This window comes from Micromonospora echinospora (assembly GCF_900091495.1).
Lineage (GTDB): Bacteria > Actinomycetota > Actinomycetes > Mycobacteriales > Micromonosporaceae > Micromonospora > Micromonospora echinospora.
In genome coordinates this window covers 2,298,905-2,310,597 of the sequence record NZ_LT607413.1, presented here as the reverse complement: position 1 = coordinate 2,310,597, position 11,693 = coordinate 2,298,905, and the positions used below count along the sequence as shown (strand labels likewise).

Below are 11,693 nucleotides of genomic sequence, written 5' to 3'. Positions count from 1 at the left end.
CCTCGGACAGTACAGCACCGGTAGCGCCGAGGACCAGCACCGGCACCCCGCCAAGATCGCGCGAGCCCGGGCGAGGTGAGCGTCAACCTTCAGAGCGTGCGCCCCTACTCCCACCAGCGCGTTCATGCTCGTCTGGAAGTCCGGATGGAGCGAACGGGTGTGGTGCTGCGTGCCGACACCTGATCACTTACGGACCCGGGTCGAAGCCCGTCTGACAAGGTGCTGGCCAAGCTTCGCCGTGAGCTGCAAGCGTTCGTTCAGAGGCACCTCGGAGGACTTAGCGCTGTTGAAGTCGTCGCCCACGTACCGCGGAATGATGTGCCAGTGAAGATGGAAGATGTCTTGAGCGGGAGGTCCCAGGTTGAGCCGCACCGTCGTCCCGCTGGCGCCGAACGCAGCCTTCACCGCCTGCGTCGTCACCTGAAGCGCGGCCAGCATGGGGCCCGCCTTCTCGGGCGGCACGTCGGCGATGCCGCCGACGTGACCTGCCGGGACGAGAAGCATGTGACCTCTGTTGTTCGGCCGCTGGTGAAGTGCCGGAAAAACAACGAACTCGTTGTTGACGGCGAGACAGACCCCAGGATCGGTAACGCCAGCCGTCACCGAGCAGAACACGCACGACAGATTCAAGATCGCGATCGCCTCTCGGAACGAAGTTTCGCACTATCCTCCCCGATGGGCGTTGGGTGCCAGGTGAGGGGCGGTGCCCTGGACGGACTCGCGTCCCTGTGTCCGGTTAGCACGGCAGCCGACGATCGAGATTCCGCCGGTGGGAGCGGGTAGACGCGGCGCGCCGCCGCATGGTCGTCTGTACGTTGCCTCCGCCACCGGGGAGTCGACTACGGCACCTGCACCGTGCTACGCAACACCTGACGGAGCGCCACCCGAGGAACTCGCGCCTCACGAGCATGCACCCCGAGGAGGACTGACAGGCCAGTCGCTGGCGGGTAAGTCAACCCCGACGAGATACCAGATCAGAGGACGCGATGGAGACCGCCGCTAAACTCGCTGTATTGATCGACGCGGATAACGCCCAACCGGCGGCCGTCGAGGCGTTGCTGGCCGAGGTCGCCAAGTACGGCACCGCCCATGTCAAGCGCGCCTACGGCGACTGGACCGGGACCAGCCTTCGCGGTTGGAAGGACATGCTGCTCGCCCAGTCGATCCAGCCGATCCAGCAGTTCGCCTACACCACCGGCAAGAACGCCACCGACTCGGCGTTGATCATCGACGCGATGGACCTGCTGTACTCCGGGCGCTTCGATGGTTTCTGCATCGTGTCCAGCGACAGCGACTTCACCCGCCTGGCGTCACGGCTACGCGAGTCCGGACTCACGGTGTACGGCTTCGGCGAACGCAAGACCCCGAAACCTTTCGTCGCCGCCTGTGACAAGTTCGTCTACACCGAGAACCTGAACTACACCGGCAGCCCCGCCCCGGCGGACGTCGCGCCGACGAAAGCCACCCCGACCGCCGCCCAACTCAAGGGCGACACCGCCCTCGTCGTCCTTCTGCGCAACGCGGTCGAGGCCGCCTCCGACGACGACGGCTGGGCGCCCCTGGCCAGCGTCGGCAACATCATCGTCAAACAGCGCCCCGACTTCGACCCTCGAAGCTACGGCTACGGCAAACTCAGCGACCTTGTCACCGCCACCACCTTGTTCGACATTGAGCGCCGCATCCCCGGCGGCGGCAAGCCCGGCGTCATCTACGTCCGCGACAAACGCCGGCCATCAGCAAGCACTCCGAAATCGCGCGTAGCCCCGGCGACCGACAGCGCCTTGCCCTCGACGACCGCCAGCTGAACGCGGAAAACAGTCTTCGAGATCGTGACTGCCGCGGATCGTGGTGCTCGGCCTCGACGACACCATCGTCATGACCAACAGCATCGGCGGCGCGGTAAGCCTCACCCTGTCCGCCGCCTGCTCCCCGACAGGTGGCCACGCCAGACAGTGCGGGGGCTCACCAGCGGTGGAGCGTGCAGACGACTTTGCCGAGGATGATGGCGCGGTCCCCGGCGATGATCGGGTAGTGCGGGTTGTGGGGGACGAGTTCGATCCTGCCGTCTCGGGTCCGGTACCGCTTGACTGTCGCCTCGCCGTCGATCATGGCGGCGACGATGTCGCCGTTGTCGGCGACCGCTTGCTGGCGTACCACGATGACGTCCCGATCGGCGATGCCCGCGCCGATCATCGAGTCGCCCCGGACCCGCAGCGCGAACAGGGCGCCCCGGCCGACCAGGTCCGCGGGCAGCGACAGAACCTCCTCGACGTGTTCCTCGGCGAGGATGGGAGTGCCGGCGGCAATCGAACCCAGCAACGGGACCTGCGCGCAGGCCGCGGTCGCCGGGCTGTCGGTGGCCGATGGGCGGGCGTCGACAGCCCGTGGCCCGCCGGGAGCCCGCCGTATTAGGCCGTGCCGTTGGAGCGTCCGAAGCTGGTGGGCCACCGACGACGGTGACTTGAGGCCGACCGCCGCGCCGATCTCCCGCACCGTCGGGGGATAACCATCCCGCGCGACGCACTCGCGGATCACCGTGAGGATCTGCCGCTGCCGCGGCGTCAGCCAGGGCGGATCGGGTTCGGCGTCGCGGGCGCTCACACTCCGACACCCTACTCCCAGGATTAGATCGTTTGTGCTAATCCGTGGTGTGTCGTTCAGCCCTGTGACCAGGCGAGGCCGCAGGTCCAGCGGGGCCAGCGCGGCCGGCCCGAGCGTGGAATGCGGCATCAGGTTGCCGATGAGCATCTCCGCGCGGTGGCGGCGGAAGACGGCGTCGACGGCTTCGGGCTGGAGGTCGACTTGGGTTACCGAACAGCAGCCACTGCCGGAGCTACGTCTACTGGTGTGGTTCGCCCCGCAGTATGGCCAGAACGTTGGCGAACGCGGCAGTAAGGCTTTCCAGCACGGCTTTCCCTTTGTCGGCGGTGGCGAGGGACGGCTGGCCGATGACCCCGCTGTCGGTGTAGCCGCGCATTCCCAGGACCAGCAGGTCCGGACGTTCCGCAAGGTGGTCGGCGTTCTGATAACCGTCGCGGACGAGTTCGGGACAGAGATGCAGGAGCAGGGAAGTCTCGATCTCCCCAGCGTGCATGTCGTCGTGGCTGCTGCTGACCAGCCCGGCCTGCTGGCGGGCGGCCTCCCAGTCCTGCCGTCGCGGGTACAAGGCCATGCGGCGCTCGCCGACGTTGGCTTCCTGCACGATGTTGGACAGCACGTAGTTCCCGCCATGGCCGTTGACCACGACCAGCCGGTCGACACCTGTCCGGCTCAGCGATTCCCCGACGTCGGCGACGATGCGGGTCAGGGTGGATGAGCGGATACTCACCGAACCTGGCCAGCCGGTGTGTTCCTGCGAGCAACTGATGGTCACAGGAGGAAGGAGCATCAAGTCGTACCTGGCAGCGGCAGCCTTCGCGATAGCGCAAGCAGCGATCGTGTCCGTGAGCAGAGGTAGGTGATCGCCGTGTTGCTCGAAACTGCCCACCGGTAGCACGGCGACGTCCGAGGCGCGGCTGGCCTCGTCAGTGGTCGTCGCGGTGGTGATCAAATCCATGATCACAGTCTGGCCGTCGAAGCGACGAGTGAGAAGGCATTCCTGAACCCGACCACCTCGGCAGATGCCGTCTTCCCCGTGAGCTGGGCATGCAACTGGCCCAGGGTACGCATCGCCCGCGCGGAAGAGGTTGCGGCGGCAAGGGACAACGCTCGGCTTCCCTCGACGCCCGCCTCGGCCAACCGGTCGACGGAGACGTAGGACAAGGCGAGCCAGGCTCGTGCCAGCGTTTCATCCTGTCGGTATTCGACGGGCCAGCCGTCGAGGACCTCTTCAAGGGCACGGGCAGCCGCCTTGGCTTGACCGAGGCGTAGAAGGCAGTAGCCCTCGTGTGCCCGTAGGTAGGCAAGGGTGCAGTGGCGGCCGATGGTGTCCGAGTCGTCGGCACCGACGCTTGCCGCTCGGTCGATCAACTTGTGTGCGATTTTGAGGGCGGTGAGGGAGCGTGGTTGATCGCCGAGGAGGGCGTGTCCCTGTGCCTGACGAATCAGGCACAGGGCGCGGTCGCGGTCGGCGAGTGACACGATGGTCTCGGCCGTCCTGGCGAGTCGCGTGGCGTGAGTGCCGTCGAGTCGGTCGGCGGCTTGCTGCGCCTGGCGCATGAAGACATAGGCGGCCATCCGTCTGTCGCCCGCTCCGCGCGCCAGTTCGAGTGCCTGGTCAAGCCAGTACGCCGCGGCCGCGGCGTCCCCCAGATTGTCGGCGGTCCATGACCCGAACTCCGCCCATCGCGCCTCTACCGCCAGCAGACGCGACTTGAGGTCGTCCATGGCCTCGTGCCGGTAACGGCGGATCACGGCCAGCTCTCGGCAGACAGCGTCGTAGACCTGCCGGGAACCGAAGACATTGTGGGAAGCCGCGAGGAGCCGGAGCATCTCGCTCCAGTGCAAGGCCAACGCGGGATCAACATCCACCGAGACCTGCCCCAGCCCGGGCCAACCCAGGCCAGTTGACCGGTCGGCCGGCCAACCCGTCTCCACCGGACCGCCTGCCGATGTCGACGATCGCACTACCTGTGCAGGTGGAAGCAGCGCCCGACCCGCCACGGTCGGGACACCATCCATGCCTGGCCGCGAATCGCCTTCAACCTCACCCCACCGTGCGCGTTGCCTAGCCTCGAGCTTCTCCTGATCATGCCGCTGCTTGAGACTCCGGTAACCGTCGTACCCGGCGAGCAGTTCCCCACCGGCGTCCAGAAACGTCTCACACCGCTGCCAGAAGATCCGATCAGCAACCTGCTGACCACACTCAACCCCAGCGATGGTGCTCCGAGTGCTGTACACCCGCTCGGCCACATCGGCCTGCGTCAGGCCACGCGACTTGCGCCAACGCGCGAGCTTTGCGCCGAGCGCCCGCTTGACGTCCTGGACCTGCTGCGGATCGATCACGAAAGCCCCGACCTTCACAACCCACGAGGGTTTGATAGCCAAATCGACGCAGAACGAAGCCACCGTAGCTGACCTCAACGCAACCGGGCGAGCACCCATCGCAGCGGAAACAGCCCTCGTCCCTCACTGGGACAACCAGACCTACCTCGTTCGGCGGCACGGAGGAAGTGCTGGGACCGAGCGGGGTGCTACCGGACAGGGCCGGACGTGAGGGATGCTCGTCGCACGAGCACCATCCGAGCACCCAAACGTCCACAGGGGACGAGAAAACGAAGGGGCCTGACCAGCGTTTCCGCAGGTCAGGCCCCTTGTGATCTTGCGCGCCCGAAGGGACTCGAACCCCTAACCTTCTGATCCGTAGTCAGATGCTCTATCCGTTGAGCTACGGGCGCTGGTGCTCGGCCAGTCTACACACCCGGCCTTCGCGCGGAGACTCCGGGATTCGAACCCGGGAGGGGCTTTAAGACCCCAACCGCATTAGCAGTGCGGCGCCATAGACCAGACTAGGCGAAGTCTCCTCGGTGGCCCAGCAGACCACCGCCGCCCGAGAATACAGCCCCGCCCCGGCAGGGAGCAAAGCGACTTCCCCCTCCAGCGGCACCGGTCGACCAACTTCCCTCCCTGAGCAGGAGTTTCCCCCTGCGTGGCACCGCGATCGGGACTAGGCTTCGTCGATATGCAGGAGCAGCCGCCGAGCGATCCGCCTCGCCGCGAGCCGCGCACAGCGGCACGTCGCGGCCGTTCCCCCGAGCCGACCTTCACCCCGCCGGCTGTCCCGGCCGCCCAACCCGACCAGGTCACCGACCAGCCGGACGTCCCGCCCCGCACTCGGCCCCGCCGGAAGACCTCGGCCCCCACGGTGCTCTTCCAGCCGCCCGAGACCAGCGGTCCGACCGAGTCCGAGCAACCGGCGACACCTCCTCGTCGGGCCCCTCGTCAGAAGGTGGTCCGGGCGGGCCGGCGGGCGGGCGCGGTCTCCGAGGACCCGTCCGGCCCGCCGGAGCAGGGCACACCCGCCGGTACGGTCCGGCCGGTGAGCACGTCGGTGCCCCGCCGTCGCCGGAAAGCGGACGCCGATGGTGTCACCACGCCAGGACCGGGGACGCCTGTCTCCCCAACTCAGCCCATGGTTGGTGATTCGGAACACACCCCGCCGCACGATGCCGGAACGGAGCCCACGGACGGCCCGAGCGGCGAGGAGGTGGTCCCGCGTGAGGCCACCCCGAGGAGGAGCACGGCCCGGAAGTCGACCGGGAAGCCGGCCGCCGCGCGGAGGAGCACCGGGAAGGCGGCGGGAGGCCGTACCGTCGACCTCGACCGGCTGTTGGCGCACCCGGCCTTCGCGCCGGAGTTGCTGGCCCTGGCGGCGGTGGAGCGGATCGGGCCACGGGCCGATGCCTGGGCGGCGGCGCTGCGCGAGGCGTACCCGAATGCTGGTTCCGCAGGTCTGGCCCGGCTCGCCACCCGGCGGTTCGTCCGGCTGGCCGGGTGGGGTGGGGCCACCGCCGCGGTAGCCGGTCTCTTCGCTCCCCTGGCCGAGCTGGCGGCGGTGCTCTGGACCCAGTCCGGCCTGGTGCTGCATTTGGCGGCGGCGCACGGGCGGGACCCGGTCGACCCGGAGCGGGCGGTCGAGCTGCTGGTGCTGACCCGGGTGCACCCGGACGTGGACAGCGCCCGGACGGCTCTCGCCGCCGCCCGCGCGGAGACCGGGGAGGGCGAGCCGCCGTGGGATCGGGTGGCCGAGGCGGCCTGGCGGCTGGCCACGCCGCTCGCCGCGCAGGCGGGCGGCTGGTTGGCGCTACGGCTGGCGTCCCGGCTGCTGCCCGGCGCGGCGGCGCTCGCCACGGCGGCCGGGAACTCGGCCGCCGTGGAGCGGTTGGCCGCCCGGACGATCGTCGCCTACCGGCAGCCCGGGTTCCGCTGGCCTCAGAGCCAGTCGAACCATTCCCTGGGCAGCAGGGAGTAGCCGACGAAGGCCACGATGTCGAGCAGCGTGTGGGCGACGACCAGCGGCATCACCCGCCGGGTCCGCAGGTAGAAGAGACTGAAGACCACGCCCATCACCGCGTTCCCGACGAATGCGCCGAAGCCCTGGTAGAGGTGGTAGGAGCCGCGCAGCAGCGCACTGGTGGCGATCACCGCGCCGACCCGCCACTGGAGCTGCCGCAGCCGGGTCATCAGGTAGCCGACCACGATCACCTCCTCCAGCACCGCGTTCTGCACGGCGGCGAGGATCAGCACCGGCACGGTCCACCACAGCTCGGGCAGCGCGGCCGGCACGACCGTGGCGTTGATCCCGAGCTGCGCGGCGACCCAGAACAGCGCCAGGCCGGGCAGGCCGATCAGCGCGGCCAGCCCGGCACCCCGGGCCAGGTCCCGGCCGGGCTGTCGGGCGTCCAGGCCGAGGGTCCGTCCGGCGTCGCCCGGGTCCCGGTTGACCAGGTGTACGGCGAGCAGCACCGGGACCAGCGCGAAGACGATGCCGAGCACCTGGTACGTCAGGTCCAGCCAGGGCCGGGGTGACGCCGAGGTGTTCAGCGCGGCGGTCTGCCGGGACAGCCCGCCCTCGGCGGTCAGCTTGGCGGTGATGGAGACCATGGCGTAGATCGCGGACTGCCCGAGCGACAGTCCGAGCACCAGCAGCGTCTCGGTGCCGAGGAGCCGGTGCGACACCGGTCGGGTGAGCTCAACCGTCACCGCACCACTGTGCCCGATCCCCGCGCCGGCCGGCACCGCCCCCCGACCTGTCGATCAAGGACTTTGGGCACCTCACAAACCGCACGATAGCCGCCAATCAGGCACCACTACTCCTCGTTCGACGGGGGGGGGTGGGACGAAGGCGGCAGACAGCGCGAATCGATCGCACATTCTGTGCGACCACCGTCGACGCTCCGTGGTCATGCTGGGACCTGCCCGATCCACCGTCCTGCCGAGAGGAGCGCCGATGGAGAACTTCGCGCGGCTGTTGAAGGAGAGCTGGGCTCTGGTCGAGGGGGACCGGGAGCGCCTCAGCGACTACTTCTACGCCCGCCTGTTCCTCCTCGACTCCGACCTGCGAAAGCTTTTTCCGGTGCAGATGCGCGGCCAGGGTGACCGCATCCTCGACGCGATCGTCGCCGCCACCCAGGCCGTCGGCGACCCGGAGAGCTTCGACGAGTACCTGCGCGGCCTCGGCCGGGACCACCGGAAGTACCACGTCACCGCCGACAACTACGCCACCATGGGGGTCGCCCTGCTGGACGCGTTGCGCACCGCCGGCGGGGACGGCTGGAACCTGGAGTACGACCAGGCGTGGCGGGACGCGTACGCGGCGATCGCGGAGAAGATGCAGGCCGGCGCGGCGGCCGACGAGAACCCGCCGTTCTGGCACGCCGAGGTGCTGACCCACCGGCGGCACGGCCCGGACACCGCCGTGCTGACCGTCCAGGCCCTGCAACATCCGCTGCCGTACCGGGCGGGTCAGTACGTCAGCATCGAGGCGCCCCGGTACCACCCACGGGTGTGGCGGACGTACTCGGTGGCGAACGCCCCGAACGACGACAACATCCTGGAGTTCCACGTCCGGACGCCGGGCGCGGGTTGGCTCTCCGGCGCCCTGGTCCGCCGGGTCAAGCCGGGTGACCTGCTGCGGATCGCCGCGCCGATGGGCGGGATGACCCTGGACCGCGCCTCGGAACGGGACATCCTCTGCGTGGCCGGAGGGGTGGGGCTGGCCCCGGTCAAGGCGCTGGTCGAGGAGTTGACCACGTACAACCGGACCCGCTGGGTGCACGTCTTCTACGGGGCCCGGCAAGCCGACGACCTGTACGCCCTGGCCGGGTTGCAGGAGCTGGTGGCCGCACACCCGTGGTTGTCCGTGACGCCGGCGTGCAGCGCGGACCCGGACTTCGACGGCGAGCAGGGCGACATCTCCGATGTGGTGACCCGCTACGGCCCGTGGACGGCGCACGACTGCTTCGTCTCCGGGTCGGCCGGGATGGTCCGGGCCACCCTGCGGGCGCTCGCCGCCGACCAGGTGCCGCCGCAGCACATCCGGTACGACACCTTCGGCAACCTCTAGACATTCCTCCCCCCACGCCGGGTCGCGTGCCCCCGCCCCCTGGGGCACGCGACCCGGCACCCGTCCGGCCGCCCAGGTCAGTAACGCCAGGCGTGACTGGTCTCGCGGTACTCCTCGACCGGCACCAGCGGAACGCCCGGTGCCATCCGGTCGACGTAGAGCCGCCCCTCCAGGTGGTCGATCTCGTGCGCGACCAGCCGGGCCACGCCGAACTCGAAGGACGTGATCAGCCGGGTGCCGTCGACACGGGCGTGTTCCACGTCGAGCCGCAGTGACCGGGGGACGAGACCCCGGTGGTCGAAGAAGGAGAGGCAGCCCTCGTACTGCTCGTCGGTGTCCGGGGAGGAGTCGACCACCCGGGGGTTGAGCAGCACGATCGGGTCGGCGCTGCGGTCCGGCGGGCGCACCACGGCGGCGGCGCAGCTGAGCCCGAGTTGGGGGGCGGCCAGTCCGACGCCCCGGCTGAACCGGTGCAGTTCGTCGAGCTCGGCGAGGGCGTCGAGCAGCCGTTCCACCACGTCCCGGGCGACCGGCCCCTCCTCGGGCAGGTCGAACTGCCGGACGGGCTGACGGAGCAGGTCGGCGCCGCGCTGCACGATGCCGGCGGCCCGCATCCGGTCGCTCGGCCGGGGGCGTGCCGGGTCGGCCGGCGTGCCGGTCGGGGTGGGTGTGGCGGGTGGGTTGCGGAACCGCCACTGGAGCCGGTAGCGGGCGTTGAGCGGCGGGTTCTCCGTCGCCCACTCGAAGATCGCCCGGTCGCCCTCGTCGTGGCGCTGCACCGGGGTGCGCAGTGGTCCCTCCTCCGCCGACAACGAGGTCTCCAGTCCCCAGACCTGCGGTTCGAGTGCGGCGGGCAGGTCCAGCCGCACGTCGAGCGCCCGGGTCGGCACCCGGACGGCGCGCTGGAACCAGCGTCCCCACTTCTCCTGTCCGACGCAGTACTCGTACTCGATCGTGGCCCGGTCGCCGGGGTAGAGCGGGAAGCGGCCGTCGGCGTTCTCGAAGAGGAGCCAGAACTCCTTGAACGCGTCCCGGTCGTGCTTGGCCCGCCAGTGCATCGGCTCCCGTTCGCCCCGGTCGTCCCGGTACGCCCGCAGTTGCAACTCGGCGAAGGTCAGGGGGTGGTCCCGGTGGTGCCGGTTGGAGCGGCCGGGGTCGTTTGGGTAGCGGTCGACGGCGACCCGGGCCAGGTAGCGGGTGACCGGGTCGGTGCCGGCGTTGTAGAGGGCCCGCCGGACGGCACAGCGGTAGACGCCGTCGCGGTAGGTGAGACTCGCCAGCTCGTGCTCGACGATCAGCCCCGTGCCGGGTGGCATCCACTGGCTGGGGACGGGCGGGTCGCGGTGCGGCGGGGCGGTCCGGGCGTGCCGCAGGTCGTCGTACTCACGGAAGCGCTGCCAGATTGCGCCGCCGGCCTCCAGGACGGCCTCGGCGCGCCGCGCGAAGTCCTCGGTGGGACGGTGCCGGCGGCTCTCGACGTGGCTGACGTACGACGGGTCGAACCCCATCAGGGTGGCGAGCTGCTTCTTGGACAGCCCTCGCTCGATCCGGTGCCGGCCGAGCTCAGCTGCGAACGAGTCGGCGGCCCGTTCGAGGGGCGAGGTCGTCATCAGCTTCCTCATGGCCGGGAGTATTCAGTTTCACGTTTGGTCGGCGGGATTCCACGGAAGTGGCACGTTGCCGACTCTGACCTTGACAAAGCTCCCCGAACGGTTCTCAGCATGTCCGTTATGACCGCTTGTCGGACACGTTTCCGACTCGCGACCCCGGGTACCAGCGGGGCAGGCCAGCCGGGCACACACCGTTACCGGCCACCTCTCCCCCCGGAGCGCGAGTTAGGTTAGCCTTAGCTCATGCGGCCGGCACCACGAGGGGAGCGCGACACATGACAGCGGTGATCCCACCCCGTCTCGCCACCGCGCCGCTCACTCCGGTCACCACCACGCTGCGGGCCATGTTCGGCACCGACGACCTCCCCGGGCTCACCCCCGGGCTGCTGGTGACCGACGAGTACGGCTGGTCCCCGGCCACCACCCTGGTGGACGGCACCCGCCTCCCCGAACTCCTGGCCGCCGCCGCCCACCGCTGGGGTGGCACACCGCACGCCTGCGCCGCCCTGGCCTGGAAGTCGTACAGCTACTGGGCGGCGCTGCCGGTGGTGCTCGGCTGGGCCTCCGCGCGGCGGGTGCCCCTGCTCGACCCGGCCGACGTGCTGATCCACTTTGAGGACCATCGCCCCCTGGTCACGCTCGGGCTGCGGCAGTCGACGACCGTGGCGGTGCTGCCGAGCGACCCACTGGCCCTGGCGCCCCCACCCGAGGTCCGGGTGGTCGCCGACGACGCCGAACTGCTCGACCTGCTCCGCGCGTCGCTGCTCGACGCCCACCTCCACCCGCTGGTCAGGGCGATCCGGACCGAGGTCCGCATCGGCACCCGTACGCTGCTCGGCTCGGTCGCCTCCGGCATCGCCCACGGGATCCTGCGGGCCGCCGACGCCCTGCCCGGTTCGGCGGTGGAGTCGGTCGACACCCTGCTCGGCACGCTCGGCGTCCGGGACCTGGTCGACCTGGTGCCCGGGCCGTCCGGTCAGCCCACCGTCCAGCGCCGCACCTGCTGTCAGGCGTTCACCCTGCCGAAGCCGAAGTACTGCCAGGGCTGTTGCGTCCGCCCCTGACCCGCGCCCGTCCGA

10 protein-coding genes and 2 tRNA genes are annotated in these 11,693 nt (G+C 69.9%); 4 read left to right on the top strand and 8 right to left on the bottom strand.

Annotated elements, in window-relative coordinates; translation table 11 throughout:
* Positions 1-183 precede the first annotated feature (183 nt).
* Positions 184-630 carry an HIT family protein gene (locus tag GA0070618_RS10610; RefSeq protein WP_157748930.1) on the bottom strand — a complete coding sequence of 149 codons (447 nt, stop codon included), beginning with the start codon at positions 628-630 and terminating at the stop codon, positions 184-186.
* Between the two features lie 356 nt (positions 631-986).
* Here GA0070618_RS10610 and GA0070618_RS10605 point away from each other — a divergent pair, with 356 nt between their 5' ends.
* A complete protein-coding gene (locus GA0070618_RS10605; RefSeq protein WP_088981489.1) occupies positions 987-1,805 on the top strand; it encodes an NYN domain-containing protein in 819 nt (272 codons plus the stop codon).
* Positions 1,806-1,962: 157 nt separating this feature from the next.
* On the opposite strand, the gene lexA is transcribed toward GA0070618_RS10605, so the two are convergent.
* The 5 genes from lexA to GA0070618_RS10580 all read right to left on the bottom strand — a co-directional run bounded on the left by lexA (position 1,963) and on the right by GA0070618_RS10580 (position 5,462).
* Positions 1,963-2,748, bottom strand: coding sequence for a transcriptional repressor LexA (gene lexA / locus GA0070618_RS10600; RefSeq protein ID WP_414467572.1), 786 nt, complete (start codon positions 2,746-2,748; stop codon positions 1,963-1,965).
* Positions 2,749-2,839: 91 nt separating this feature from the next.
* Positions 2,840-3,556 (bottom strand): creatininase family protein, encoded by a 717-nt coding sequence (locus tag GA0070618_RS10595; RefSeq protein ID WP_088985442.1) that lies wholly within the window; start codon positions 3,554-3,556, stop codon positions 2,840-2,842.
* A 2-nt stretch (positions 3,557-3,558) separates the two neighbouring features.
* On the bottom strand, positions 3,559-5,007 hold the full coding sequence (locus GA0070618_RS10590) for a helix-turn-helix domain-containing protein (RefSeq protein ID WP_231931684.1): 1,449 nt from the start codon (positions 5,005-5,007) through the stop codon (positions 3,559-3,561).
* 256 nt (positions 5,008-5,263) lie between these two features.
* Positions 5,264-5,336: transfer RNA gene (locus tag GA0070618_RS10585), tRNA-Arg, on the bottom strand.
* Between the two features lie 35 nt (positions 5,337-5,371).
* Positions 5,372-5,462: transfer RNA gene (locus GA0070618_RS10580), tRNA-Ser, on the bottom strand.
* 683 nt (positions 5,463-6,145) lie between these two features.
* Between GA0070618_RS10580 and GA0070618_RS10575 the strand changes: the two genes are divergently transcribed.
* Entirely contained in the window at positions 6,146-6,910 is a 765-nt protein-coding gene (locus GA0070618_RS10575) for a hypothetical protein (RefSeq protein WP_197701739.1), read from the top strand.
* On the opposite strand, the gene GA0070618_RS10570 is transcribed toward GA0070618_RS10575, so the two are convergent.
* Positions 6,871-7,641, bottom strand: a complete 771-nt coding sequence (locus GA0070618_RS10570) for a CPBP family intramembrane glutamic endopeptidase (protein WP_088985441.1) — start codon at positions 7,639-7,641, stop codon at positions 6,871-6,873. The two genes, GA0070618_RS10575 and GA0070618_RS10570, sit on opposite strands and share 40 nt — an antisense overlap.
* 247 nt (positions 7,642-7,888) lie before the next feature.
* Between GA0070618_RS10570 and GA0070618_RS10565 the strand changes: the two genes are divergently transcribed.
* Complete coding sequence (locus GA0070618_RS10565) at positions 7,889-9,004, top strand: globin domain-containing protein (protein WP_088981487.1); 1,116 nt, start codon at positions 7,889-7,891, stop codon at positions 9,002-9,004.
* Between the two features lie 77 nt (positions 9,005-9,081).
* Here GA0070618_RS10565 and GA0070618_RS10560 read toward each other — a convergent pair whose 3' ends face one another.
* The gene (locus GA0070618_RS10560) at positions 9,082-10,614 is read right to left on the bottom strand and encodes a peptide deformylase (protein ID WP_088985440.1); all 1,533 of its coding nucleotides are present in this window, start codon (positions 10,612-10,614) and stop codon (positions 9,082-9,084) included.
* Between the two features lie 275 nt (positions 10,615-10,889).
* On the opposite strand from GA0070618_RS10560, the gene GA0070618_RS10555 reads away from it, so the two are divergent.
* Positions 10,890-11,678, top strand: coding sequence for an IucA/IucC family C-terminal-domain containing protein (locus GA0070618_RS10555; protein ID WP_414467571.1), 789 nt, complete (start codon positions 10,890-10,892; stop codon positions 11,676-11,678).
* The last annotated feature ends 15 nt before the right edge of the window (positions 11,679-11,693 follow it).